The organism is Flavobacterium sp. (assembly GCF_036759525.1).
Lineage (GTDB): Bacteria > Bacteroidota > Bacteroidia > Flavobacteriales > Flavobacteriaceae > Flavobacterium.
Genome location: NZ_DAIOUN010000009.1, coordinates 8,665 through 34,924 on the forward strand (window position 1 = coordinate 8,665; position 26,260 = coordinate 34,924).

A 26,260-nucleotide genomic window follows, 5' to 3' on the forward strand; every position below is an offset into this window, starting at 1 on the left:
AAAGCTCCGCTTTGAAAAACCAAAAGGATACAAAATTCTCAAGCAAGCTTGGAAAAATGATTTGATAATTATATAAGAATTGCCTGCGGCCATCCTTCAAAGCTCCGCTTTGAAAAACCAAAAGGATACAAAATTCTCAAGCAAGCTTGGAAATTTTGTATCCTTTTGGTTTTATTCGTGACCTCGACAGGATTCAAACCTGTAACCCTCAGAGCCGAAATCTGATATTCTATTCAGTTGAACTACGAGGCCGTTATTTTGAGAGTGCGAATCTACAATTTTTTTTGTTAAGCCAAAAGCTTTTTTACAATAGTTGATATGGTTTTCCCATCCGCACTTCCGGCCAATTGTTTGGATGCTAATCCCATTAACTGGCCCATACTTGCCATTCCAGCAAAACCATTATCTTTAATTAATTGACTTATAACAGATTCTATTTCTGCTTCAGACAATTGTTTGGGTAAGAATTTCTCAATAACAGCGGCTTGCTGAATTTCTGGATCGGCCAAATCTTGTCTACCTTGTTGGATATAAATTGCTGCACTATCTTTTCTTTGTTTAACCAAACGCTGTAGCAATTTGATTTCATCTTCTTGAGCTAATTCATCTTTGGCTCCACCTTCTGTGAGTGCTAATAAAATTGCAGATTTAACAGCTCGCAATGCTTCTAAGGCTAAAGTATCTTTAGCTCTCATTGCATTTTTTATTTCATCATTGATTTGAACTTGTAAACTCATCGTTTTTATTTTGAGTGCGAAAATAAAAAAAATAACCCGATAATTGAAGCAATTATCGGGTTATTCATTAGTTGATATTTGATTTAATCTACATTATCATGTAAAAAAGAATTGTTAGTTCTCAACTGATTATCGTCATTACTATCTATTCCCAATGACATCCTAGATTGATTGCTCGAACCTGTATTGGTTGGCAAGTCTACACCTAATCTCTTATAGGCAGGTATTTTTTCCATTTCGTCTAATTTGGAGGAATTGTTATGAAATTTGTAATTAAATTCTTTTAACCTCTTTCTTCGATCATCGGCTCGTAAACGAAGTGTTTCCTCGATGGTCATTTCTATAGGATTAATTTCATCATACGAATTCCCAAACTTGGGTGTTTCGTCAATTTTTTTAATCGTAATATTCAATTCCTCATTTACAGGTTCTTCTACTTTATTCTCTACTGGTTTTGATTGCAAAAGTTCGTTTTCAATCTCCATGTATTCTTCTAGAGAATACCGAACAACTCCGGTTTCGTTTACTTCTGTCATTGGAATAACTTGCATTGGGTCATTCACTTTGATTTCGTTGGTTTGTGTAGGATTTAGGTCAAAAAGGATGGGTTGCTCGTTAGCGTAGGTTTTGGTATTTTCAACAGGTAAATCAAAAGATAATGTCACTTGTTCTTTTTCTACAATAACAAACTCCGGGTCTTTAACCATAATTTCTCTTATCTCGGGAGTTGTTGCCAAAAGAGTGTGTTCTGCTTTGGGATCTACAAGTTCGTAAACAACTTCAATATTTTTAATATTTTCTGTGGTTGGAATCAAATCGGAAACCACTTTAGCTTCTATTACTTCCATGTCATCTAGAAGTTCAAAAACCACTTTATTCGTGGGTTCGTTTCCCAAGTTGTCTACAGAAGTTTTAGTCTCAATTGGTGTATGTATTTTGGGGGTTAAATCAATCGTATTGGTTTGATTTTCCTCCAAAGAGTGAATAATGCGTTGCGGTTCTGCATTTACAATCCCTTTTTGTTGTTCAACATTAAAACCTGTCGCAATAATAGTAACAGCAATAGAATCGCCTAAAGCTTCATCTTCACCAACCCCCATGATAATATTGGCATTATAACCGGCTTCGGCTTGAATGTGATCATTAATTTCACCAATCTCATCAATGGTAATTTCGGTAGATCCAGAAACGATAAGCAACAATACGTTTTTGGCACCTGTAATTTTATTATCATTTAGAAGTGGAGAATCTAAAGCTGCAACAATAGCTTCTTTGGCTCTGGCGTCACCAGAAGCTGTAGCCGACCCCATTATAGCAGTTCCGCTATTGGAAAGCACGGTTTTAGCATCTTTTAAGTCGATATTTTGAGTGTAATGATGGGTAATTACTTCGGCAATACCTCTTGAGGCAGTTGCCAATACTTCATCTGCTTTAGAGAAACCGGCCTTGAAACCCAAATTTCCATAAACCTCTCTTAGTTTGTTATTGTTGATTACAATCAATGAGTCCACTTGTTTTCTCAAACGCTCCACCCCATTCATCGCTTGTTCTGAACGAACTTTACCTTCAAACTGAAAAGGTATTGTAACAATTCCAACGGTTAAAATTTCTTTTTCTTTAGCCATTTGTGCAATAACCGGAGCAGCACCAGTACCGGTACCTCCACCCATACCTGCGGTAATAAAAACCATTTTGGTATTGCTATCTAACATTTTGGCTATGTCATCTACACTTTCAATGGCAGATTGTTGACCAACTTCCGGATTGGCTCCTGCTCCTAATCCTTCTGTTAGGCTAACACCCAACTGAATTTTATTAGGAACCGGGCTATTTTGCAATGCTTGTGAATCGGTATTACACACTACAAAATCTACGCCTTTAATACCTTGTTTAAACATGTGGTTAATGGCATTGCTACCACCACCACCTACGCCGATTACTTTAATTACATTTGATTGATTTTTGGGTAAATCAAATGAAATACTTCCAAATTCTGAGTTGCTTATCATAATTCTTGGTTTTGCTGATTCTATTATTTAACGACACTGAAGATTACTCTGCATTGTCTAAAAATTCTTTTATTTTTTCTACATATTTGTCAAAGAAAGAGCGTTTGATTTGCTTTTCAGTACTTTCTTCTACTTTGACTTCTTTTTCTGTTTGAGCAATAACTTCAGGATTAGATTTGGGTTCCTCTTGTTTTACTTCTTGTGACACCGTTTGTTCCATTTCTGACATTAAAATGGCACTTTTAGTGTTATTATTTATACTATTCATCATCAATCCTACCGCAGTAGCATATAATGGACTTGACATTTCTTCGTCGGAATTCCCGGCTAAATGTTCATTAGGATACCCTATACGCGTATCCATTCCGGTAATGTATTCAACCAACTGCTTGATGTGTTTAAGTTGGGCCCCTCCACCGGTTAATACAATTCCTGCAATAAGCTTCTTTTTGGGGTCTTCATGGCCATACGATTTAATTTCGTCAAAAACTTGCTCAATAATTTCTACTACTCTGGCATTGATTATTTTGGATAAATTTTTTAACGAAATCTCTTTAGGCTCTCTTCCTCTTAAACCGGGAATGGAAACAATTTCGTTGTCTTTATTTTCTCCGGGCCAAGCTGATCCAAATTTCACTTTCAACAACTCGGCTTGCTTTTCGATTATAGAACAGCCTTCTTTTATATCGTCTGTAATAACATTTCCGCCAAAAGGAATAACAGCAGTATGTCTAATTATACCATCTTTGAAAATTGCCAAATCGGTTGTTCCACCTCCAATATCAATCAGTGCAACTCCAGCTTCTTTTTCTTCCTGACTTAAGACGGCATCTGAAGAGGCTAACGGTTCTAGCGTGAGACCAGACAATTCTATTCCGGCACTTTGTATACATCTTCCCACGTTTCGAATAGATGCCGCATGGCCTACAACCACATGAAAACTACTTTCTAATCTACCGCCATACATTCCAATGGGTTCTTTAATCTCAGATTGCCCGTCTATTTTGAATTCCTGAGGTAGAACATGAATAATTTCTTCACCCGGCAACATAGCCAATTTGTGCACTTGATTGATTAATTGCTCAATATCTTTATCGCAAATAACTTCATCTGGGTTACTTCTACTGATATAGTCACTGTGCTGAATACTTCTAATATGCTGTCCGGCAATCCCAACTACAACATCTTTAATCATATAACCGGAATTGTTTTCGGCCTCTGTAATAGCGGCTTGAATAGATTGAATGGTTTGGGTTATGTTATTTACCACACCACGATGTACTCCCAAACTTTTAGATTTTCCAACCCCGAGAATTTCCAATTTTCCATACTCGTTTTTACGACCAATCATGGCCACAATCTTGGTGGTACCAATATCTAAACCTACAGCAATGTTATCGTTTTTCATAATCAAACTATTTTGTGCAAACCACTTGTTGAGTGAACTTGAGATTTATTATTTTATATTTTTCCAAAAGGCTATCTTGAACTGCTTTTTGAAAAAAGGCTTTATAATTGTTTAATTTTTTTTCTACACTTATCGGTTTTCCAAAATCAATAACAAAATCAAAATTCCGATTCTTCATTTTTACGCTCCCACTTGGTAGAATTTCTATTCCAATTATATTCTTTTTTAAAAATTCATCTTGGTGAATAAATCGAAATAACGTTATGAAATTTTCTCTATTTTCACCTTCTACTGACCCTAAAACCAAGGGAACTCTGGCCGAATAATTTTCTGAAAGCGGCATCTTAGTTCCTTTAGAATCAATATAATAAGAATCTCTTCCTTCGAAAAGCCTTGCTACCGGTGTTTTTTGTTTCACCACAGCCTTCAGATGACCATCTACTGTAACATAAACCTCAGCATTTTCAATCATCTGATGCTTGTTGATAGTACTTTCCAAATTATTCAAATCTAAAGCAACTTTCTGTATACTGGAAGCATGTTTTTTATTTTCTATTAACAATTTATTAACCGTTTCATGTGTTACAAAAAGTGGCTCCTCATTTAAAAATTCTACTGTTGATTGTAGCAATTTTCGGTTGTTATTTCGATGGGTTGTAAACGAAAGTAACCCACCTAAAACGAGGATCATGAACATCAATCTCAAATTGGTCCAGTTAAGAAATTTTTTCATACAACTTATTTTTTATGGCCCCTACCATTTCACCAATATCTCCGGCACCTATTGTAACATAAACGGTCGCATTGGTATGTTGCAATTCGGTAAATAATTGATTCTTTGAAACTAATTTTTTATTTTGATTGTTAATTTTTGAGAGAAGCCAACTTGAAGTTACTCCTTCTATTGGCAATTCTCTGGCCGGATAAATCTCCAACAAAATCACTTCATCAAATTGAGCTAAACTTGCAGCAAAATCATCTGCAAAGTCATGCGTTCTACTGAACAAATGAGGTTGGAAAATTGCCATTGTTTTTTGATTGGGGTAAAGTTCTCGAACCGCTTGATACACTGCATTTATCTCGGTTGGATGATGTGCATAATCATCAATATACACCAAACCTTCGGTTTGAATTTGATATGAAAACCGTCTTTTAATTCCATTGAATGTACCCAAAGCTTTGACTATTTGATCGGTTGGGGTACCGTAAGTTTTAGCCATAGCCAAAGCCATGAGTGCATTCATTAAATTATGCTTTCCGGGCAATTTAAATTGAATGTCTTTTATTATTTCGTTGGGGGTTTGAACATCAAAAACATAGGTGCTTTTTTCAATTCTGATATTAAATGCACTAAAATCGGCTGGTTCATTTATGGCAATTTTTAATCCATTCAGAGGAAGGCCCTTTGGAATAAAAAGTTGGTTGGGATTTTCAACTTTTCTAGAGAATTCCACAAATGCATTTTCAATGCTTTGCGAATCTCCATAAATATCTAAATGATCGGCATCCATTGAAGTAACACAGGCCATATTGGGATGTAATTTTAAAAATGAGCGATCAAATTCATCTGCCTCTACAACAGAGACTGATTTGCCATTTCCTATTAAATTGGAATTGTAATTTTCTACTATTCCCCCTAAAAAAGCGGTAACATCTACTCCGGATTGAACCAGTATATGTCCCAAAATACTTGAAGTTGTTGTTTTTCCATGTGTTCCGGCAACGGCAAAGCAAAAGGTATCTTGCGTTATTAATCCCAAGGCTTCTGCTCTTTTTAAAATGGTAAATTCATTCGTTTTAAAAAAATTCCATTCTGAATGCGAAGTTGGTACTGCTGGGGTAACAATAACTACAGTATTTTCCGGATTAAATCCTGCCGGAATGAATTGTATTGAATCTTCATAATGTACCTGCATACCCAAAGATTGGAGTTCATCTGTAAGTTCGGTTTGAGTTTTGTCATAACCGCAAACCTTTTTCCCCAACAGGTGAAAATAGCGAGCTAGTGCACTCATTCCTATGCCTCCAATTCCTATAAAGTATACATTATGTACTTGATTCAAGTTCATTTTATTTTTTGCTAATCAATTGGACAATTTGTTTTACAATATCTTTAGTCGCTTCGGGTCTTGCCATTGCATGAATGTTTGTGCCTAAACGCGTTTGTTCATTCGGATTTGCCATTAAATCCAGAAATACCTTATCAAATTTGTTCTCTAACTCAGATTCTTTCACCAAAAGAGCACCGTTCTTATTGACTATAGCCTTGGCATTTTGAGTTTGATGATCTTCTGCTACATTAGGAGAAGGTATAAAAAGTACCGGCTTCCCTACTATACAAAGTTCGGATACCGATGAAGCACCCGATCTGGATATAATTACATCTGCTGCAGCATAAACATAATCCATACGGTCTATAAAAGAAACTACTTTTACATTTCCTTTTTGATTGAAATGACTGTACTGTTCAAAATACAATGAACCGGTTTGCCAAATTATTTGAAACTTTTGATTGATAAAAAAATCTAGCTTTTCTGCAATCAACTCATTAATTTTTTTTGAGCCCAAACTTCCCCCGAGAACCAACACTGTTTTTTGAGTTGCATCTAAAGCAAAATAGGCCAACGCATCAATTCGTTTATGAGTAAGACTTAACAAATCTTGTCTGACCGGATTTCCGGTGAACTTTATTTTATTTTGAGGAAAGAAAGCGTCTAGATTTTCATAGGCTACACAAATAATATCAACCGATTTGGAAAGCCATTTATTTGTAATTCCAGGATATGAATTTTGTTCTTGAATTAAAGTTGGTAACCCAATCCAAGAAGCGGTTTTAACCACGGCTCCAGAAGCAAATCCTCCGGTGCCTATTACTACATTTGGCTTAAAACTTTTCAAAATAAAATACGATTTGACCATACTAAAAATCAATTTGACCGGAAACAAAAGATTAGACAACGTCAACTTTCGTTGCAATCCAGAAATCCACAATCCTTTAATTTTATAACCGGCTTGAGGAACTTTTTTCATTTCCATTTTATCTTTAGCCCCAACAAAAAGGATTTCACAGTCCGGAAACTGAACTTGTAACTCATCTGCAATAGCAATTGCCGGATAGATATGTCCTCCGGTTCCTCCGCCACTAATGATGAATTTTAATTTTTGCATGGTATTCTTATTTTTTATTGAGCACAGCTTGCATGGGATTAGACTCTTCAGAATTTTCATTTGTCTCAAGACTATCTTCCTCCAATTGTTTGTCTATCAATTTTTGCAACGCTTCATCTCTTTTTAATTTTTCGGCATTTTCTTGAGCTATTTCTTCCTCTTTTTTGGTAACATTTATTATAATTCCAATAGCCAAACAAGTCACCCAAATTGAACTTCCTCCGCTACTTATAAGGGGGAGAGTTTGTCCGGTAGTTGGCAAAAGCTCTACAGCTACTCCCATATTGATAAACGCTTGAAATACGATTGGAAATCCTAATCCTACAACTACCAATTTTCCAAACAAAGTATTGGCTTTATGTGCTGCAATTACAAATCTGAAAAAAAGCAACAAATAAATTCCTAAAATACTTAAGCCTCCAAAAAGTCCAAATTCTTCAACTATGATAGCATAAATAAAATCTGAAGAAGACTGTGGTAAAAAGTTTTTTTGCACACTTTTACCGGGGCCTAAACCGTAAATACCTCCCGAAGCAATAGCCGTTTTGGCTCTTTCTATTTGATATACTTCATCGGAATCTTGATTTTCATCATTCATAAACCGTTCTATCCTGGCCTCCCAAGTGTCAACTCGACTAGTTAATGGATTTGGGAATGCTTTGGCAACCAAAATAAAGAATGTAAGCATCAGAAAACCAATACCTAAAATACCTAAAATGTATTTTATGGGGTACTTACCAACAAACACCAGCATTAAAATCATGGCAAATATTAATGCAGCGGTTGAGAAATTTGCCGGAAGAATAAATAGTAAAGTAATCCCTACCGGTATCCATAAATCGATAAAAGACGATTTAAAAGTAATTTTTTCTTCACGTGTTTTTGATAAATATCTTGCCACAAAAACCATCAAGACAATAAAGGCCAAAGTTGAGGGTTGGAATGAGATTCCAATAAAAGGCAATTGAATCCACCGGCTTGCATTGGCTCCTGCAATAACCGTACCCTTGAATAATGTATAGGCTAACAGTATCCACAAAAACGGCAATAAAAAACGAGAAATACTTCTGTAATAATGATACGGAACCTTATGAATTTGATAGATAATTGCAAAACCTAACAAAACATGAACTAAGTGCTTTACTAAATAACTAACTGTATTTCCCGTACCTGCTCCGGCATATGCCAAATTACTACTGGCACTAAATACCGGCATAAAAGAAAACAGAGCCAATAGAGCTACTAGTGCCCAAATGACCTTGTCTCCTCTTAATCTTTTTATTAGTACGAGCATAATTATTTATTATAAATTTCGAACAGCTTGTTTAAATTGTCTGCCTCTATCTTCGTAGTTTTCAAATAAATCGAAACTTGCACAAGCCGGAGATAACAATACGGTATCTCCTTTTTCTGCAATATGTTGAGCTGTTCTAACCGCATCACCCATAGAAGTTACTTCAACCATGACATCTACAACATTGCCAAAGGCATCAATAATTTTCTTGTTGTCTACCCCTAAACAAATAATGGCTTTTACTTTTTCGCGTACCAAAGTCATCAATTCAGAATAATCGTTTCCTTTGTCAACTCCACCAACAATCCAAACTGTCGGGGCATTCATACTATCTAAGGCAAAAAATGTAGCATTTACATTGGTTGCTTTACTATCGTTTATGTATTGAACATTTTGAATTTTAAGAACTTTCTCCAAGCGATGTTCAACCCCTTGAAAGTTGGACAAACTCTCTCTAATAGTTTGTTTTCTAATACGCATTAACATAGCTACTGAAGTAGCTGCCATAGCGTTTTTTAGATTGTGTTTTCCTTCCAAAGCTATTGATTTGGTTTCCATTGTAAATTCTTCTTCGTTGATGTACATTTCCATAATATTGTTGTTAATAAAGCCCCCGTTTTTGTTTTTTTCTTGCAATGAAAATGGAATTTTCGTTGCTTTAATTGTATTGTATTTTAACCATTGTTGAATCGTTTCATCATCGGCATCATAGATCAAAAAATCTTCTTCCGTTTGATTCATGGTAATTCTAAACTTAGAATTGATATAATTTTCAAACTTATACTCGTATCTGTCCAAATGATCCGGACTAATGTTTGTTATGATGGCTATATGCGGTTTATATGTTTCTATACCATCAAGTTGAAAACTACTGAGTTCTAAAACGTACACATCAAAATCCTCATCGGCTATTTGCCAAGCATAACTTTTGCCAATATTTCCGGCCAAACCAACGTTTAATCCGGCAGATTTAAGCAAATGATAGGTTAATGACGTTGTGGTAGTTTTACCATTGCTACCGGTTATCCCAATAGTTAATGCTGTTGTAAAAGGGGTTGCAAATTCAATCTCAGAAACAACCGATATATTGTTTTTCTTGAGTTTTTGAACTATAGGAACACTATCCGGAATACCCGGACTTTTCATTACAACATCTGCATTTAAGATGAGACTCTCCGTATGCTTTTCATCTTCCCATTTGATTTCATTAAGAATTAGAACTTCTTTATAATTTTCTTTAATTTTTCCGTAATCTGAGACAAAGACATCAAACCCTTTTTTCTTTCCCAGAATTGCGGTTCCTACACCGCTCTCTCCACCTCCTAAAACAACCAATCTTTTCATCTATCTCAACTTTAGTGTTACAATTGAAAGAATGGCTAATAAAATTCCAACAATCCAAAACCGGGTTACAATTTTACTTTCATGGTAACCCTTCTTTTGGTAGTGATGATGGAGGGGTGACATGAGAAAAATGCGTTTTCCTTCACCGAACTTTTTCTTTGTATACTTGAAATAACTTACTTGAAGAACAACAGAGAGGTTTTCGGCGAGAAAAATGCCACATATTACCGGAATTAATAGTTCTTTACGAATTGCAATTGCGATAACTGCTATAATACCGCCTATTGTTAAACTTCCGGTATCGCCCATAAATACTGCGGCAGGAAAACTGTTGTACCATAAAAAACCAATGAGTGCTCCCACAAATGCTGAAATAAAAACAGTCATTTCACCGGAGTTGGGGATATACATGATATTGAGGTAATTTGAAAAAATAATATTCCCGGAAACAAACGTAAAAATACCCAGTGTTAATACCGAAATAGCCGATGTTCCGGCTGCCAAACCGTCAATACCATCAGTAAGATTGGCACCGTTTGAAACAGCTGTTATTATAAAGATTACAATTGGAATAAAAATCATCCAAGCCCAAGACTCATAACCTTCTCCTAAAAAGGTCAGTAAATCGGCATAGTCGAATTCGTTATTCTTAAAAAAAGGTATAGTTGTAGCCGTTGACTTTTCTTCTAAACTCAAAGGATTTTGAACAGTTTGCTCTAAAATATTCGTTCGTTGGGTATCTTTTCTAACCGTAACCCCCGGATGAAAATACAGAACAGACCCCACAATTAACCCTAATCCAACTTGACCAATAACTTTGAAAATTCCTTTTAAGCCTGCCTTATCTTTTTTAAATATTTTAATATAATCGTCTATAAAACCTATGGTTCCCATCCATAGTGTGGTAACTATTAACAATATGACATAAATATTATCCAACTTGGCTAATAGCAAAACCGGAATTAAAGTAGCCATTATTATAATTAATCCGCCCATGGTAGGTGTACCCGCCTTTTGGGTTTGACCAGCTAAACCAAGTTCTCTAACAGTTTCACCAACTTGTTGTTTCCTTAGAAACTCTATAACTTTTTTACCATAAATGGTAGATATTAGTAAAGACAACAATACAGCCAATCCGGACCGAAAAGTAATGTACTGAAACACACCGGTTCCGGGTATGTCAAATGCTTTGTTTAAATAATCAAATAAATAATATAACATACAAATTAGGCATTGTAAAGATTGAACAATTCTTTTACGACTTCCATATCATCAAAATGATGTTTTACACCTTGAATTTCCTGATAATTTTCGTGTCCTTTTCCGGCAATTAAAATAATATCATTAGACGAAGCTAATTGACAAGCCGCTTTAATAGCTTGTTTCCTATCGACAACCGTAAGGACTTTTCTATAATTTTGAGGTTCGACCCCTTTTTCCATTTCACGTAAAATGGTTTCAGGATCTTCCCATCTGGGATTATCCGAAGTTAAAATCACTTTATCCGAAAGCTTAGATGCAATGTGAGCCATTAGAGGCCTTTTTGCTGCGTCTCTATTCCCACCACAACCAACAACTGTAATAACCTGTTCATTTTTGGTTCTAATTGTATTGATAGTTTCCAATACATTTTCTAAAGCATCCGGAGTGTGAGCATAATCTACCACAGCAATAATTTTATTTGCCGAAACCGTATATTGAAATCTGCCCGATACACTTTCTAACTCAGATAAAAGACGAAGCACCTCTAAAGGGTCTAAACCCAATTCGATAGCCGTACCATAAATAGCTAATAAATTGTAAGCATTGAAAGAGCCAATAAGTTTTACCCAAACTTCGTTTTCATTGATTTTAAGTAACAAACCACTAAACTGATTTTCTAAAACAATAGCTTTATAATCGGCATAGGTTTTTAAGGCATAAGTGCATTTTTTTGCTTTGGTATTTTGAAGCATAATAGCTCCATTTTTATCATCACTATTGGTTAATGCAAATGCAGAAGATGGTAAAAAATCAAAAAATGACTTTTTCACATCCCGATATTCAGCAAAAGAAGCGTGATAATCTAAATGATCGTGTGACAAATTGGTAAAAACACCTCCGGCAAAAGTTAAAGCTTCGGTTCTCTTTTGATGAATGCCATGTGAACTCACTTCCATGAAACAAAACTCAACTCCAGCCTTACACATTTCGTTCAAATAATAATTTATAGTAAGAGAATCGGGTGTGGTGTGCGTGGCCGGATAGGAAATATCATGTACCCAAATTTTCACGGTAGATAACAATCCTACTTTATATCCGGCGTTTTGAAACAATTGAAAAAGTAAAGATGCAGTGGTAGTTTTCCCATTGGTTCCGGTTATACCAACCAATTTTAAATTTTTGGAAGGATTGTCATAATAGTTTGCCGCCATATAGGCTAATGCCGTATTGGTATCTTTTACTTGTACGTAGGTAACTCCATTTACAATTTTACTTGGAAATGTATCACATACAACGACCGAAGCACCAAAATCTAAAGCTTTATCAATAAAATCATGTCCATTTGACTGAGTTCCTCTAATGGCAACAAAAACATCATTCAAACTAATCTTTCTGGAATCGAATTCAATTTTTTCAATAGAAAGCTCTGTTGAACCAATTACTGCCTCAATATTTACTTTGTATAATATGTCCTTTAAAATTTTCACGATAATTCCAATACAATTATTTTGTTTTTTTGAATAGATTCCCCCGGTTGAATCGATTGATTTTTTACTTTCCCCGAACCTTTCACTATTACTTTCAATTTTAAATTTTCCAGAAGAGCAACAGCGTCCATACCCGGCATACCTTTTACGTTTGGAATGGCTTTTGGAGCCGAATTTAATTGGGTGTAAAAAGAATTAAAACTCTCTTCTTGAATTTTCAATTCTTTTCCTAATTCTTTCACTTCATTAGTAGAAGGAACATCTGTGAAAACCTTTTGAGCAATTCTTTTAAATACAGGACCGGAAACATCGGCTCCATAGTATCCTTTTGATTTACTAGGCTTGTGTACTACAACGATGCAAGAATATTTGGGATTATCGGCTGGGAAATACCCCACAAAAGAAGAAGCATAATACATGTTTTCTTTGTCGGCATAGTTCATTTGTACCGTTCCTGTTTTTCCGGCCATAGAAAACTCTTTGGAATACAATTTAGAACCCGTTCCTTTTTTGACAACATTTTCCAAAACTGCTCTAATTTTAATTAGAGTTTCATCTGAAGCAATTTTTGGATTTATTACTTCTGGTTCAAACTTCTTTATGGTTTTATTCCACTCTTTAACTTCTTGAACAAAGTAAGGCTTAACCATTACGCCATTATTTGCCACCGCATTATACAACGTTAGGGTTTGTAATGGTGTGAGAGAAACGCTGTAGCCATAAGCCATCCAAGGCAGAGTAGTTCCGTACCAATTTTTGTCGCCGGGTTGTGGAATCTTAGGGGTTCCTTCTCCTTTGATTTGCAAACCAAGAGGTTGGTTTAACTTTAACCTATTGATATGCTCTACAAATTTTTTAGGGTTATTTTTGTAATTGTTGTAAACCGCTTGAACCAAAACCGTATTAGAAGAAACTTCAAAGCCTCTACCCAAACTAATCTTGCCATAACCTCCTTTTTTGGAGTCTCTAACTTTTCGATTGTAATAAGAGATTTCGCCTCCATGCGAATCATAAACGGTATTCGTATCGGCCAATTTATCTTCAAAAAGGGCAATAAGATCTATTAATTTAAATGTAGAACCGGGCTCATGGGATTCTGAGACAGCATAATTCACTCTTTCCGTATACACTCCACTTTCATCTCTCCCTAAATTGGAAATAGCTTTTACTTGTCCGGTTTTGGTTTCCATAACCACTACACAACCGTGATCGGCTTCATAATATTCCAATTGCTTTAAAAGAGCATGGTGAGCAATATCCTGAATGTAAACATCTAGAGTAGAAATCACATCATAACCGTCTTGAGGCTCCACTTCATTTTCATCTCTAAGCGGCTTCCATTGTCCTTTGGCCATTTTTTGCATTAAACGTTTTCCGTCTTTGCCATTTAAATAATCTTTGAAAGCCCATTCGATTCCTTTTCCATCTGGTTCTCCGTTTGGCTTAACTCTTTCATAACCTATTGTTCTTTCGGCAACCAAACCGATAGGATGTTCTCTTATAGTTTTCTGCTCTGTAATAATTCCACCTTTATACATACCTTTATTAAAAAGTGGAAAACTTTTAATTTTCATGTAATGAGTGTAACTTAAATTACGAGCCACCAAATAATAGCGATTTTTTGTAGATCGGGCTTTTATTAATTCTGATTTATAAAACTGCGAGGGCTTACCCAACAACTTTGAAAGCGAATCGGCTAAGGGTTGCAAATTGGCTTCAAAATCCTCTTTTTTAGGGGCTACAGCATCAAAACGAATCTTATAACTGGGTATGGATGTAGCCAAAAGACTTCCGTCTGAGGAATAGATATTACCTTTATTAGCCGGAATAACATGATTCTTAACACTGCGTTCTTTGGCTAATTCTCGGTAATACTCCCCTTCTACCCATTGAATGTTTGTAAGCTTAACGGCAATTCCAACTGCCATTAGAAACAAGACAAATGCAACGAGATAGATACGATACGAAATATGTTTATCCTCTACGGCCATATTTTATCAAGTACTGATTTTTCTTTGGGTTTTACTACTTTTATTTTGGTTGGCGGAACAGATGATGGTCCAATTTGTCGAGTTTCCATTTTTTTTGAAATGGTACTTTCCATTTTTAACTTCATCAATTCCGATCTTCTGTCTACAAATTCAGATCTTAATTCTTTAACTTCTTTATTCAACTCTACTATTTGAAAAACTTTTTTTTCGTACCAGTGAATATTTGCTATCATTATCATGGCCAGAAAAATCAAAAAAATGATAAACTTCCAATTCTTGACCGCATCTTCATTTACCAGGAATCTGGCTTTTAAAATGGCGTATAATCCTCCTGTTTTCATTTTTTTTCTGCAATTCTGAGTTTAGCACTACGTGCTCTGTTATTCACCTTTATTTCCTGATCTGCTGGAACAATAAGCTTACCTATAGGCGTTAGAGGTACCGTAAAACGACCAAAGAAATCTCGTTCCGGCTCACCTTCAAACAATCCGTTTTTAAAAAATCGTTTAACCAATCTATCTTCAAGTGAGTGATAGGAAATTACACTCAACCTGCCACCGGGCTTTAAAATTTCGAGCGACTGCTCCAAAAATTCTTTAAGCACTTGAATTTCTTCATTTACCTCTATCCGAATCGCTTGATAAATCTGAGCTAAAATTTTATGACTCTTGTGTGCAGGCAGGAATCGGGATAAAATTTGCTTCAATTGTTCCGTATTTCGTATAGGATTTTCTTTTCGAGCCAAAACAATTGTGTTGGCAATTGCCCCCGCATTGTTTAATTCGCCATACTCTGAAAATATTTTTCTTAAATCTCCTTCTTCATATTCGTTTATAACCGTATAGGCATTTAAAACCGCATTTTGATTCATCCTCATATCCAAACCTGCATCAAATCGGGTTGAGAAACCTCGCTCAGGCACATCAAATTGATGCGAAGAAACCCCTAGATCGGCCAGGATTCCATCTACTTGTCTGACCCCATTAAACCTTAAAAAACGCTTGATGTATCTAAAATTCTCAGGTATTAAAACAAATCGCTCATCAGACAAAGCATTGGCAGCCGCATCTTGATCTTGATCAAAGGCATAAAGCCTGCCTTTTTCACTTAGGCGTGATAAAATTTCTTTGGAATGTCCTCCCCCACCAAAAGTTACATCTACATAAACCCCATCCGGATTGATATTCAACCCCGAAACCGACTCGTGTAATAAAACCGGATTATGATATTCCATTTCCATCTTCATTAATATTTCCCATTACTTCTTCTGCCAAATCTGCAAAATCCACCGTAGCATCATCTATAGCTTTTTCATACAACTCTTTATCCCAGATTTCAAGAATGTTTACCCCGGAAGAAAGCACGATGTCTTTTTCAATAGAAGCAAAAGCAACTAAATCTTTTGGAATTAACATTCTTCCCAGATTATCAATTTCTACCACTTTAACTCCCGCCGTAAATCTTCTAATGAAATCGTTATTCTTCTTTATAAAGCGGTTTAACTTATTCACTTTTGCCATCAATAAATTCCATTCAGCCATTGGATATAACTCCAAGCAAGGCTGAAAAACCGAACGCTTTAAAACAAAACCATCCTGTAAAGAGGCAGCTAACTGCTTCTTTAAAGGAGCCGGCAAAAGCAATCTTCCTTTTGCATCTACCTTACATTCGTATGTTCCAATAATGGCACTCAATACATTAGCTTTTATGTGGTTTGATAGCAAATATAAAAACATTTTACCACATTTTACCACAAATTCCCACTTTGTTAATAAGTTTTACCACTTTAACAATCAATTGATTAAATACTTTGGACTTGAAAAAGAAAAGACCTGCAAGCCTTTATAAAAAAATCTGTCAAAAACACGACAACCCAATTTAAATTCTTCATCCATAAAAATTACGCATGATTTCAGAAGAAAAAAACATCGAAACAACTGTTAGACAATAATTTAAATTTCGACTCATTTGGTTTTTTCTCTATCTTAAAAACAATTTCAAATAAAAATGGGAAAGCTTTATTTTTACATATAAAATCATATATTTGTGAGGAATTGAAAGCGAGTTTTTTTGATGGAAAATCACTTTAAAAAAGAAGGTAAATACAGTTATTTCGAATCTGGTGAAGGCACCCCTATCATAGTCTTACACGGATTGATGGGAGGCTTAAGTAACTTTGGTGGAATGGCAGAATTTTTTCCAAAACACGGTTATAAAGTGGTTATACCCGAACTGCCTTTATATACACAAAACATATTAAAAACCAACGTTAAAGCCTTTTCAAAATATGTAAAAGACTTTATTACATTTAAAGGATTTGAGAAAGTCATTTTGGTTGGTAATTCTTTGGGAGGGCATGTTGCCCTTTATCATACCAAAATGTACCCTGAAAAAGTATTAGCCATGATATTAACGGGAAGCTCCGGGCTTTATGAAAGTGCCATGGGGGATTCCTATCCCAAAAGAGGAGACTACGAGTACATCAAGCAAAAAACACAAGGTGTTTTTTACAACCCTGAAATTGCAACAAAAGAGGTAGTAGATGAAGTTTTTGCCATTGTAAATGATCGTATTAAAGTGATAAAAACACTTACCATTGCCAAAAGTGCAATTCGTCATAACATGGCAAAGGATTTACCCAAAATGACAACTCCTACCTGTTTAATTTGGGGGAAGAATGACAAGGTTACACCACCAGAAGTTGCCGAAGAATTCCATAGACTGTTACCCGAATCAAGTTTATATTGGATAGATCAATGTGGACATGCGGCAATGATGGAGCATCCTGAAGAATTTAACAGAATTGTTCTAGAATGGCTTCAAAATAACAAATTATAAAAGTCCGCATAATGGACTTTTTTTATTCTTTTTATTTATGAAAATAAACACCGCCGAATTTGTAATAAGCAATTCTGATGTGGCCAAGTGTCCCAAAGAATTACTTCCTGAATATGCCTTTATTGGCAGATCGAATGTGGGGAAATCTTCACTAATAAACATGTTGACCAACCATAAAAATCTGGCAAAAACCTCATCAAAACCAGGTAAAACGCAATTAATCAATCATTTTAAAATAAATAATAATTGGTTTTTGGTTGATTTACCCGGGTATGGATATGCCAAAGTTTCCAAAAAAACAAAAGAAACATTTCAGAAGTTCATAACCGATTATTTTGAAAAAAGAGAGCAGTTGGTTTGTGCTTTTGTATTAATAGACATTCGGTTAGAAGCTCAAAAAATCGATTTGGAATTCATCAACTATTTAGGTGAAACCGAAGTCCCTTTTTGTTTGATTTTCACCAAATCGGATAAAATAGGAAAAACCAAAATAAACTCTCAAGTAGCGGCATACCGAAAACAAGTTTTGGCTCAGGGTTGGGAAGAAATGCCCCAACATTTTGTTACTTCTTCAACGGAACAAACAGGTAAAGAAGAATTGTTAACCTACATTGACCATGTAAATCAAGAAATCTTTAAAAACAATGCGTCTTTTTAGTTTTTGAGATTGAGTTTTTCTGCAAAATAATCGCAAAAATCCCGCATTGTATCGGCCATTTTATCGTCATCGGTAGCCCTTTGATAGGTATCAGCCATAGCCACAAGAGTTTGATGAAAAAACAGTTTCATTTCATCAACCGGCATATCTTTTGTCCACAAATCAATTCGCAAAGACTCTTGAGCAACCGAATCCCAAACTGCTAGCATAAAGGCTTTTGTAGGTTGATTTTCTATCCCTCCATCTTTGGCAGACCATGACAAAGATTCCGGAATTTTATTTTCATCTAATAAAACATCAAATTGTATTTTCGATTTTTTGGCAGTCATTATTTTTTGGGTTTATATTTAGAACGAGTAAAAATTTCTTTAGCATCTAATTGGAGTAATTCCGGCAAAGATACTTCATTATTTTTCATAAAAGAACGGACAATTTGCCAACCTATCCAGATTCCTACACGGCCAGGCGACTCATTATCTATTTCCAAATAAAATTTAGAAAAAGGAGCAGGGGCAATAAAACGTTGAATTAATTTACTGTCTGTATCATACAAGATATTTTCTTCGATAAAATACCTCCAAATTTCACTTTCATTTTCCTTACACCACTCCAATTGTTCTTGGGTATAACCAATACGATTAAAATCGGAATAATGGGGCAACATGGCATCTTTGAGATATAACTCTTTCCCAAAGTAAATCATTTGACCTAAGAAACTTTTATCTGTAGGAGGCGGTGTAACCGTTTCGGAAAAAGCAGTAACTATATCCGGTAAAATTTGAGAACGTTCAAAGGTTTGTCGAAAATATTCCGGAAATTCATAAAATTTATGTTCTTTACCCAAATACAAATCCAAAGAAATAAGCATGAGAGTATCGGTTAAAATAATTTTATTTTGGTAATCCATTTCAGAAATTAAAGTAGTGACCTTTTGGGGTAACGGTTTGTTTGGAAAATAGTATTTCATAAAACGAAACACTTCTTCAATTTCTGTTTGAACAGGTCCAAAATCGGCATATTTTTTTTGAACTTCTGTATACAATTCTCTATACAAAGGATCTTGCATTTTACTGATAAACAAACTGTCGGGAAATTGATTGGGAAAAAAGGCAGCATATTTTTGTCTCATTTTTTTGAAATCAGAAACCGGAGTTTCGTAAAATATTTTATCGAAACGTTCCACACTTAGTGCAATTGGAACTTGTTCAACTTCTTGTTCGATTTTTGATTTCTTGGTACATGAAACAACCAATAAACCGAGAAAAGTAACCCAAATAAACCGGTTTAAATGCAAGAATTTTATTCCCATAAATCAAGAGTTTTTTTATATTTTTACCTTTTTAGTTTGCAAATGCAAATATACATTTAGTCACACCAAATTCACTATACAAATGACACAAAAAAAGCAGGGTATTGACGCAGAAAAAGTGACCCATCATATTGTAAATTGGTTAACAAAGTATGCAGATAACGCAAAAGTTAAAGGTTTTGTTGTGGGAATATCGGGCGGTATAGATAGTGCGGTAACTTCAACCCTGTGTGCGATGACTGGATATAAGACTGTAGGTGTTAAACTACCTATTCATCAAGCCGCAACACAAGTAGACCGTAAAGTTGAACATTTAAATCAGTTAAAAAATAGATTTTCAAATGTATCCGATTTAGAAATCGACTTAACCGATTCTTTTGAGCATTTAAAAAAAACATTTCCTCCACATGACAACGACATGCTTTATCATTTGGCATTAGCCAATACCCGCTCAAGATTACGCATGACATCACTGTATTACGTTGCAGGTATTCAGGGTCTATTGGTGGCAGGCACCGGAAACAAAGTAGAAGATTTTGGAGTAGGTTTTTATACCAAATATGGAGATGGAGGAGTCGATTTGAGTCCGATTGCCGATTTACTGAAGTCGGAAGTATACCAATTGGGAGCTTATTTGAAAGTCCCGGAATCCATTTTAAAAGCTGCCCCAACCGACGGATTGTTTGGAGACAACCGAACCGACGAAGACCAACTGGGTGCAACTTATGACGAATTGGAATGGGCTATGCTATTTGTAGAAACCAATCAACCGAATCAAAAACTAAACAAACGTGAAGAAGAAGTTTTGGCTATTTATAAAAGACTCAATCAGGCTAATCAACACAAAATGAAACCTATACCTGTTTGCGAAATTCCCAAAAGTTTAAAAAATTATTAAATTTTTATTAAACTTTTTCCTTAAAAAATAACTCCGTTTTCAAAAAATGTAGTATCTTTAGCTGCCCTAAATGAGTATTAATCATTTTTCAACTAAATACCACTTATTATGATTAAAGTTTGTTTAGCCGACAACCAACCCGTAGTGCATTTTGGAGTAAAATCTTACTTTAAAGACCATGCCGAAATTAGTATTGTAGGACACGTAGGGAATTACAATATGATTTTGGATTTACTTAAAATTAAGCCAATAGACATCCTAATTTTGGATTTGGAATTGGAAGGATTAACAAGTATCAATTTGGTTAAGTACATTTTAAAAGAATTTCCAAATACAAAAATTATTGTATTTAGTAATTTATCCGAAAACATCTATGCACCTAACTCCTTGAAGGCTGGAGTATCGGCTTATATCCACAAAACATCTAAGTTAGAGAACTTAGGAAACATTATTGTTAAAGTAAATAATGGTGCTGTTATTTTTAATGACACTATAAAAAAGAACTTGGCACTTATAGCCAAACAAAACAAAAGTGAACGTTTGTATCGTAAACTTTCGAACCGTGAAATTGAAGTATTGCGTTACCTAAGTGACGGAAAGAAAAACAATGAAATTTCCAAGATATTGGGATTAAACGAAAAAACAATTAGCACTTACAAACTAAGACTTTTAACCAAGCTTAATGTAACCAATTTAGTAGATTTGGTAAACAAAGCAAAAACACTCGAAATTGTATAGAACAGAAATACTTTTTAAAAAAAGAGGCCTTCAAAAGAGGCCTTTTTTAATTATAATCAGATCGCATTCTTCCTATTCTTCGGGTAATGCTTACCTTTAATTTGTTGTAATCATTTATGGCAACAATCAAATCTTCCAATGAATCTACTTGGCCTTCTTTGACTTGATTCATTAAATCTGAATTGATTTGAGTAATTAAAAACTCTCTAAAAGTCACTATCGTTTCTGTAACCAAACGAGACAAAACTTCTGCATCATTTTTCTCTTTCACAAAAACTTGTTTTTTATCTAACCAACCGTGTAAATTATACCTTTCATCGTTCATTATAATATCTGTAACCACTTGAGCAAAATCGGGATTTAAATTGGTTACATATTGATTTTTATCAAACGATTCGTTTTGATGGTATTGTGTAATCAAATCTAAATAAATCGCATTAAATACCGGATTAGCAAACTCAATTTCATCTTCTTGCAAACTTAAATAGATGCGTTCGTAAATCTTTTGAATCACTTTTTCGGAAACTTCAGTTTCTTTACCGTTATCGTCATATTTAACAAATACATTTTCAAACTCTGCTTCAAGGTGTCCATACAACAACAGAATTTCCAATATACTTTTCTCTAAAAGCGTAACAATATCAATCTTTTCGAGGGCTTGATTGGATTCGTTCTTGACAACTTCAAAAACTTTTTGTTCCTGTTTGAATTTTTTATTGGCTTCAGAAAGTTCCTTTTGACCTAGCTGAGCTAAAGTGCTAAAGAGAACTTGTTCAGAAATATCCATTATTCGGGCACACTCTTGAACATAAATTTCTCTTTTAATTCGATCGGGTATTTTAGAAATACTGGTAACCATATCTCGAATCAATTCGGCTTTCTTAATCGGATCATTTTGGGCATCTTGTATTAGCAATGAAGCCTTAAATTGAATGAAATCTTTGGCGTTTTGTTCCAAATAACGAACTAAATCTTCGTAGGGTGTATTTTTGGCAAAACTATCCGGATCTTCACCATCGGGAAAAGTACAAATTTTTACATTCATCCCTTCCTCGAGAATCAAATCGATACCGCGTAAAGAAGCTCGTAAACCGGCAGCATCTCCATCAAAAAGTACTGTAATATTTTTGGTAAGCCTATTTATCAATCGAATTTGATCGGGAGTTAAAGCCGTACCGGAAGACGACACTACATTTTCTATCCCGGCTTGATGCATTTGAATCACATCGGTGTAACCTTCAACCAAAAAACATTTGTCTTGCTTGGCAATAGCTTGTTTGGCATGAAAAATACCATATAACACTTTACTTTTGTGATAGATATCACTTTCGGGAGAATTTAAATACTTGGCTGCTTTTTTATCATTAGTCAAAATACGCCCCCCAAATCCGAAAATACGTCCGGACATACTTTGAATAGGAAACATCACTCTCCCTTTGAAACGATCAAACTGTTTTCCTTCGCCTACGATTGTAAGTCCGGTTTTTTCAAGATATTCCAGTTTGTATCCCTTCCCAAGGGCTTCTTTAGTTAAGGCATCCCAAGTATTGGGTGAGTACCCTAAATTAAATTTTTTTATCGTTTCTGAGGTAAAACCTCTTTCTTTAAAATAGCTCAACCCAATAGCTTTCCCTTCTTCTTCTTCCCATAATACCTTTTGAAAATAGGAACCTGCAAACTCTGAGACCAAATACATACTCTCCTTTTCATTGGCCTCGGCTTTGTCTTCATCTGAAGTTATGGTCTCTTCAATTTCAATATTGTACTTTTTGGCTAAATAACGAATAGCCTCCGGAAATGAAAAATGCTCATGTTCCATCAAAAAAGTCACAGCATTTCCTCCTTTTCCTGAACTAAAATCCTTCCAGATTTGTTTCACAGGAGAAACCATAAACGATGGGGACTTTTCATTTGAAAACGGACTCAACCCTTTTAAATTACTTCCCGCCCTTTTGAGCTGTACAAAATCGCCTATAACCTCCTCTACACGAGCAGTTTCAAAAACTAAATCTATGGTATTTTGAGAAATCACAATACAATATTGAATGTGGGTAAAAATAGGAATTAAAATCTACAAAACAGACACCCCTAATCAATATGTCGCTAAAAAATAAAACGCATTTTAAACAACCTTCTGTAAAATTGAAAACGCCTTTTTGTCCCTTTGATAGTGATGATACCGAGATACAAAAACTTTAGCCTCCGATTTGAATGTTTTAGATACCTTAATCTTTTTTACCCTTTTTGTGTTTTTAAAAAAAACAATAACCTGAAAAGATACTTTTTTAAAACTAAGTCCAAAATAGCACAAAAAAAGGAAAGCCCCAAAGGGGATAATCTTAAAATAAAATGGAACATTATGTTCCCTAAACAAAAGAAAACCAAGAAGAATGGCTCCTAAAATTGAAAAAACGTTTAATGTCCAATCACGGGACTTGAAAAATTGCACTTGTTCTATGATTTGTAAATCAAAAGTCTCAGACAAATCCAGTTTTCTGAGAACCAAATAATCAGAATATAAGGTTCCAAAGGAATTGGTATAAATTAAGGATGATTTAGGCAAAGTTTTCAAATGAGAAAAAGGTCGTTTTTTTGATTCAGCCGTTAACTAGAAAGATATCTATTTTATTGCCCTAAATTTTTGACATTTCCTAGCAACGGCTGGAATCTAAAACATTAAAATTTTAACCTAATGCGAAAATTTAAATTCAATATTACAAGTACAAAATTGATTTTCTTGGTTTTTTACTGATAATTTAAAAAAAATTGAGTTGGGTTTAAAAAAAGAGCTTCACAAGGAAGCTCTTTCGTATTTTTAGTTTTTTTTAATTGAAATCAAATCGCACTCCGAGAGAAATATTGTTTTGATCTATAGCATTATTTTTAAATACCGGATTTAAATCGTATTTCAAATACAAACTGGTTTCTCCGTAACCAATGTAAGTGGAGAGTCCGTACACAAAATCGGTAGTATTGAAATCTCCTTTTTCTTTAACTTTTACTTTGATATCATCCTCTGTAAATTTTAATATTTGTTTGGTTTTCACATTAAAACCGGCATAACCTCCAATTCCTAGACGTACATTTCTGTGCGTTTTAAAGATTCGTTCTCCTTTTTCATTTTGTTTTGTAGGTGTAAAATCAAATTCCAAATGAACGGGTGCTACCAAATGTACATTACGAAATCGACTTTCTCTCAAGTTTAAATCAAATTCTTGCAGGTTTGTCTGATTTCCATCACGAACAAAATAGCGATTATCTGTAGGTCGCAAATTAGTATACATTAAAGACAAACCGTATTTGGCATGTAATAAATTGTTGTTTTTAAAAATTCTGGTGTTATAGGTCAATCCCCATTCGTAGTAATGCGAACCCCAAACACGGTAATCACTATCTTCCAGTGAACTTAAATCGCCATCTGTAACAAGATTATTGAGACCAAAAGCAAAAACAAATTGAGAAGTAGTTCGTCTTTCGCTACGCTTTTCGTATTTTGAACTATAACTTCCTGCACCTTCATTCCAAGTAATGGTAAATCTTCTTTTACGTTGTGTAGAATCGGAATCAGAATTTTCAATTTTACCATCTACCACTTCAGAGACCAAAACGCGTAACTTTTCTTCTTCTTGATTTACCTTGGTTTCAATATTTTTGGCTCTTTCAGTAGCCAACTTTAATTTTAAACCATCGGCATCAATGGTAGTCATTTTACCTTTAGAAACCATATCATCTATAGAATCTACAGATTTTTTTAGGGCTTCTTTTTCACTTTTGGTTATTTGTTCAATACGAAGAGCAATCTCTTTGGCTCTTTTTTCAAAGACGTCTTGGGCAAAACTTTGAGTTACAAAAGTGCATAGCAATACTGTTGCGTAAAAAATAATTCTTAGCATAATTAGGGATTTTAATAGTTATAATGATTGATTATTCTGTATTTCGGTTGGCAAGAGCCGATTTAATGGTTTCGTAATTTTTGTCTATAGATTGCAATAACTTGTTTCTAAAACTCGCTGTAACTTCTTGTTCGGCAGATTCCAAAAGAGTTTTAGGATTAACCGAAATTCCGGATGCGTGTTTTTTTGAATTATCGGTCGTTTTGATTCCTTGCTCTACTTCTGCCAATAGCTTTTGAGCTTTTTCAATTTGGTCTAAAGGCAACGTATTGGGCACCTCTGTTTTTTCGACTAGTACCGGTGATTCGGTTTTGACTTCCAACAAAAAATCCTTTTTGGGGTTAATTTCGGATTTGGGTTTTTCCATTTTGTGAGAAGGCTGAAGAACAATTACCTGATTTTCTTTGGGTTTTAATAGAGAGCTTCCATTAACTTCTTCTGAATCCTGATTTATAGTATTGGTTTCATTTTCCAAAACAATGGGTTGCGAAGGAACGCTATTTTGAAATGAATCTTTGGAATTGAGTAAGAAAATACCAACAACGGTAAATCCCAAAAAAACAGCGGCAATAGCAAGCCATTTGAAATTTCTTTTGGGTTTTTGCTCTTCTACCGAAAGCATGGCATCCAATCGATCCCAAGCCTTTGAAGAAGGCTGAATCTCACGTTGACTCAACTTTTCTCTGATTTGGTTTTCTATATTATTCGGTTCCATTTTCGTAATTTTTTAATTTTAAAATTTGATTTTGAAGCAACTTTCGGGCATGAGACAATTGCGATTTGGATGTACCTTCACTAATATTTAAAAGCTCTGCAATTTCTTGGTGCTTATATCCCTCTATCACATACAAGTTGAAAACCATTTTGTATCCATCCGGTAAATTATCTATCAAAAACTGAATTTCATCTGTCGAAAATTTACTCTCTATATCGTTAAATCGTTCTTCAAAAAAAGTTTCTTCATCCATAAATTTTACTTGCTTTTGTACTCTAATAAACGAAATACACTCGTTTATCATAATACGTCTTATCCAGCCTTCAAAACTTCCTTTGTGTTCAAATTGATTCAAACTCACAAAAACTTTCATAAATGCACTGATCATTACATCTTCGGCCAATTGTAAATCTTTTATATATTGTCTACAAACCCCTAACATTTTTGGAGAAAATTTGGCAAACAATTGATTTTGTGCAAATCTGTTTTGATTTACAGCTTGTTCAATTAAATTTTTTTCCTCTTGATGTAATGGAATTACTTTCATCGATTTCTATTAAACAAAAGCTT

The 26,260-nt window shown here is 34.7% G+C and carries 24 protein-coding genes and 1 tRNA gene; 4 read left to right on the forward strand and 21 right to left on the reverse strand.

Annotated elements, in window-relative coordinates:
- Positions 1-178: 178 nt before the first annotated feature.
- The 15 genes from V7M80_RS07795 to mraZ form a co-directional block, all read right to left on the reverse strand.
- A tRNA-Arg gene (locus tag V7M80_RS07795) sits at positions 179-252 on the reverse strand.
- Positions 253-287: 35 nt separating this feature from the next.
- Entirely contained in the window at positions 288-737 is a 450-nt protein-coding gene (locus V7M80_RS07800) for a GatB/YqeY domain-containing protein (protein WP_333695241.1), read from the reverse strand.
- An 83-nt stretch (positions 738-820) separates the two neighbouring features.
- Entirely contained in the window at positions 821-2,746 is a 1,926-nt protein-coding gene (gene ftsZ / locus V7M80_RS07805) for a cell division protein FtsZ (protein WP_333695243.1), read from the reverse strand.
- A gap of 43 nt (positions 2,747-2,789) precedes the next feature.
- On the reverse strand, positions 2,790-4,154 hold the full coding sequence (gene ftsA, locus V7M80_RS07810; RefSeq protein ID WP_333695245.1) for a cell division protein FtsA: 1,365 nt from the start codon (positions 4,152-4,154) through the stop codon (positions 2,790-2,792).
- Between the two features lie 7 nt (positions 4,155-4,161).
- A complete protein-coding gene (locus V7M80_RS07815) occupies positions 4,162-4,887 on the reverse strand; it encodes a cell division protein FtsQ/DivIB (protein WP_333695246.1) in 726 nt (241 codons plus the stop codon).
- A complete protein-coding gene (gene murC / locus V7M80_RS07820; RefSeq protein ID WP_333695247.1) occupies positions 4,871-6,223 on the reverse strand; it encodes a UDP-N-acetylmuramate--L-alanine ligase in 1,353 nt (450 codons plus the stop codon). Before murC ends, V7M80_RS07815 begins: the two co-directional genes overlap by 17 nt.
- 1 nt (position 6,224) lies before the next feature.
- Positions 6,225-7,322: an undecaprenyldiphospho-muramoylpentapeptide beta-N-acetylglucosaminyltransferase gene (gene murG, locus V7M80_RS07825; protein ID WP_333695248.1), complete on the reverse strand. Its 1,098-nt coding sequence runs from the start codon at positions 7,320-7,322 to the stop codon at positions 6,225-6,227.
- Between the two features lie 7 nt (positions 7,323-7,329).
- Positions 7,330-8,616 carry an FtsW/RodA/SpoVE family cell cycle protein gene (locus V7M80_RS07830; protein ID WP_333695250.1) on the reverse strand — a complete coding sequence of 429 codons (1,287 nt, stop codon included), beginning with the start codon at positions 8,614-8,616 and terminating at the stop codon, positions 7,330-7,332.
- Positions 8,617-8,625: 9 nt separating this feature from the next.
- Positions 8,626-9,960: a UDP-N-acetylmuramoyl-L-alanine--D-glutamate ligase gene (gene murD, locus V7M80_RS07835; protein ID WP_333695251.1), complete on the reverse strand. Its 1,335-nt coding sequence runs from the start codon at positions 9,958-9,960 to the stop codon at positions 8,626-8,628.
- Entirely contained in the window at positions 9,961-11,181 is a 1,221-nt protein-coding gene (mraY, locus tag V7M80_RS07840; protein WP_333695253.1) for a phospho-N-acetylmuramoyl-pentapeptide-transferase, read from the reverse strand.
- Between the two features lie 5 nt (positions 11,182-11,186).
- A complete protein-coding gene (locus V7M80_RS07845) occupies positions 11,187-12,650 on the reverse strand; it encodes a UDP-N-acetylmuramoyl-L-alanyl-D-glutamate--2,6-diaminopimelate ligase (protein ID WP_333695254.1) in 1,464 nt (487 codons plus the stop codon).
- On the reverse strand, positions 12,647-14,641 hold the full coding sequence (locus V7M80_RS07850) for a penicillin-binding protein (RefSeq protein WP_333695256.1): 1,995 nt from the start codon (positions 14,639-14,641) through the stop codon (positions 12,647-12,649). The genes V7M80_RS07845 and V7M80_RS07850 overlap by 4 nt, the downstream gene beginning before the upstream one ends.
- Positions 14,632-14,982 (reverse strand): FtsL-like putative cell division protein, encoded by a 351-nt coding sequence (locus V7M80_RS07855; RefSeq protein WP_333695257.1) that lies wholly within the window; start codon positions 14,980-14,982, stop codon positions 14,632-14,634. The genes V7M80_RS07850 and V7M80_RS07855 overlap by 10 nt, the downstream gene beginning before the upstream one ends.
- Positions 14,979-15,887, reverse strand: coding sequence for a 16S rRNA (cytosine(1402)-N(4))-methyltransferase RsmH (gene rsmH, locus V7M80_RS07860; protein WP_333695259.1), 909 nt, complete (start codon positions 15,885-15,887; stop codon positions 14,979-14,981). The genes V7M80_RS07855 and rsmH overlap by 4 nt, the downstream gene beginning before the upstream one ends.
- Positions 15,862-16,335: a division/cell wall cluster transcriptional repressor MraZ gene (gene mraZ, locus V7M80_RS07865; RefSeq protein ID WP_333695375.1), complete on the reverse strand. Its 474-nt coding sequence runs from the start codon at positions 16,333-16,335 to the stop codon at positions 15,862-15,864. The genes rsmH and mraZ overlap by 26 nt, the downstream gene beginning before the upstream one ends.
- Before the next feature lie 379 nt (positions 16,336-16,714).
- On the opposite strand from mraZ, the gene V7M80_RS07870 reads away from it, so the two are divergent.
- Both V7M80_RS07870 and yihA read left to right on the forward strand, forming a co-directional pair.
- Complete coding sequence (locus V7M80_RS07870; RefSeq protein ID WP_333695261.1) at positions 16,715-17,479, forward strand: alpha/beta fold hydrolase; 765 nt, start codon at positions 16,715-16,717, stop codon at positions 17,477-17,479.
- A gap of 37 nt (positions 17,480-17,516) precedes the next feature.
- Positions 17,517-18,137, forward strand: a complete 621-nt coding sequence (yihA, locus tag V7M80_RS07875) for a ribosome biogenesis GTP-binding protein YihA/YsxC (RefSeq protein WP_333695262.1) — start codon at positions 17,517-17,519, stop codon at positions 18,135-18,137.
- On the opposite strand, the gene gldC is transcribed toward yihA, so the two are convergent.
- Positions 18,134-18,466 carry a gliding motility protein GldC gene (gldC, locus tag V7M80_RS07880; protein ID WP_333695264.1) on the reverse strand — a complete coding sequence of 111 codons (333 nt, stop codon included), beginning with the start codon at positions 18,464-18,466 and terminating at the stop codon, positions 18,134-18,136. The two genes, yihA and gldC, sit on opposite strands and share 4 nt — an antisense overlap.
- Positions 18,466-19,446, reverse strand: coding sequence for a gliding motility lipoprotein GldB (gene gldB / locus V7M80_RS07885; RefSeq protein WP_333695265.1), 981 nt, complete (start codon positions 19,444-19,446; stop codon positions 18,466-18,468). Before gldB ends, gldC begins: the two co-directional genes overlap by 1 nt.
- An 82-nt stretch (positions 19,447-19,528) precedes the next feature.
- On the opposite strand from gldB, the gene nadE reads away from it, so the two are divergent.
- The gene (gene nadE, locus V7M80_RS07890; RefSeq protein WP_333695267.1) at positions 19,529-20,344 is read left to right on the forward strand and encodes an NAD(+) synthase; all 816 of its coding nucleotides are present in this window, start codon (positions 19,529-19,531) and stop codon (positions 20,342-20,344) included.
- 108 nt (positions 20,345-20,452) lie between these two features.
- On the forward strand, positions 20,453-21,082 hold the full coding sequence (locus tag V7M80_RS07895) for a response regulator transcription factor (RefSeq protein WP_333695269.1): 630 nt from the start codon (positions 20,453-20,455) through the stop codon (positions 21,080-21,082).
- 46 nt (positions 21,083-21,128) lie between these two features.
- Here V7M80_RS07895 and dnaG read toward each other — a convergent pair whose 3' ends face one another.
- From dnaG to V7M80_RS07915, 4 genes are all read right to left on the reverse strand, one after another.
- The gene (gene dnaG, locus V7M80_RS07900; protein ID WP_333695271.1) at positions 21,129-23,114 is read right to left on the reverse strand and encodes a DNA primase; all 1,986 of its coding nucleotides are present in this window, start codon (positions 23,112-23,114) and stop codon (positions 21,129-21,131) included.
- Between the two features lie 793 nt (positions 23,115-23,907).
- Positions 23,908-24,975, reverse strand: coding sequence for a hypothetical protein (locus V7M80_RS07905; RefSeq protein WP_333695272.1), 1,068 nt, complete (start codon positions 24,973-24,975; stop codon positions 23,908-23,910).
- Between the two features lie 31 nt (positions 24,976-25,006).
- Positions 25,007-25,690, reverse strand: coding sequence for a hypothetical protein (locus tag V7M80_RS07910; protein WP_333695274.1), 684 nt, complete (start codon positions 25,688-25,690; stop codon positions 25,007-25,009).
- Positions 25,677-26,237 (reverse strand): RNA polymerase sigma factor, encoded by a 561-nt coding sequence (locus V7M80_RS07915; protein WP_333695275.1) that lies wholly within the window; start codon positions 26,235-26,237, stop codon positions 25,677-25,679. Before V7M80_RS07915 ends, V7M80_RS07910 begins: the two co-directional genes overlap by 14 nt.
- Between the last annotated feature and the right edge of the window lie 23 nt (positions 26,238-26,260).

Bases quoted from the DNA above. Each gene is read 5' to 3' on its own strand.
- mraY (WP_333695253.1), bottom strand. From the start codon at position 11,181: ATGTTATATTATTTATTTGATTATTTAAACAAAGCATTTGACATACCC.
- murD (WP_333695251.1), bottom strand. From the start codon at position 9,960: ATGAAAAGATTGGTTGTTTTAGGAGGTGGAGAGAGCGGTGTAGGAACC.
- V7M80_RS07910 (WP_333695274.1), bottom strand. From the start codon at position 25,690: ATGGAACCGAATAATATAGAAAACCAAATCAGAGAAAAGTTGAGTCAA.
- murG (WP_333695248.1), bottom strand. From the start codon at position 7,322: ATGCAAAAATTAAAATTCATCATTAGTGGCGGAGGAACCGGAGGACAT.
- yihA (WP_333695262.1), top strand. From the start codon at position 17,517: ATGAAAATAAACACCGCCGAATTTGTAATAAGCAATTCTGATGTGGCC.
- ftsZ (WP_333695243.1), bottom strand. From the start codon at position 2,746: ATGATAAGCAACTCAGAATTTGGAAGTATTTCATTTGATTTACCCAAA.
- V7M80_RS07830 (WP_333695250.1), bottom strand. From the start codon at position 8,616: ATGCTCGTACTAATAAAAAGATTAAGAGGAGACAAGGTCATTTGGGCA.
- ftsA (WP_333695245.1), bottom strand. From the start codon at position 4,154: ATGAAAAACGATAACATTGCTGTAGGTTTAGATATTGGTACCACCAAG.
- V7M80_RS07870 (WP_333695261.1), top strand. From the start codon at position 16,715: ATGGAAAATCACTTTAAAAAAGAAGGTAAATACAGTTATTTCGAATCT.
- V7M80_RS07850 (WP_333695256.1), bottom strand. From the start codon at position 14,641: ATGGCCGTAGAGGATAAACATATTTCGTATCGTATCTATCTCGTTGCA.
- rsmH (WP_333695259.1), bottom strand. From the start codon at position 15,887: ATGAAGATGGAAATGGAATATCATAATCCGGTTTTATTACACGAGTCG.
- murC (WP_333695247.1), bottom strand. From the start codon at position 6,223: ATGAACTTGAATCAAGTACATAATGTATACTTTATAGGAATTGGAGGC.
- nadE (WP_333695267.1), top strand. From the start codon at position 19,529: ATGACACAAAAAAAGCAGGGTATTGACGCAGAAAAAGTGACCCATCAT.
- V7M80_RS07915 (WP_333695275.1), bottom strand. From the start codon at position 26,237: ATGAAAGTAATTCCATTACATCAAGAGGAAAAAAATTTAATTGAACAA.
- V7M80_RS07905 (WP_333695272.1), bottom strand. From the start codon at position 24,975: ATGCTAAGAATTATTTTTTACGCAACAGTATTGCTATGCACTTTTGTA.
- V7M80_RS07815 (WP_333695246.1), bottom strand. From the start codon at position 4,887: ATGAAAAAATTTCTTAACTGGACCAATTTGAGATTGATGTTCATGATC.
- V7M80_RS07855 (WP_333695257.1), bottom strand. From the start codon at position 14,982: ATGAAAACAGGAGGATTATACGCCATTTTAAAAGCCAGATTCCTGGTA.
- V7M80_RS07895 (WP_333695269.1), top strand. From the start codon at position 20,453: ATGATTAAAGTTTGTTTAGCCGACAACCAACCCGTAGTGCATTTTGGA.
- gldC (WP_333695264.1), bottom strand. From the start codon at position 18,466: ATGACTGCCAAAAAATCGAAAATACAATTTGATGTTTTATTAGATGAA.
- V7M80_RS07800 (WP_333695241.1), bottom strand. From the start codon at position 737: ATGAGTTTACAAGTTCAAATCAATGATGAAATAAAAAATGCAATGAGA.
- gldB (WP_333695265.1), bottom strand. From the start codon at position 19,446: ATGGGAATAAAATTCTTGCATTTAAACCGGTTTATTTGGGTTACTTTT.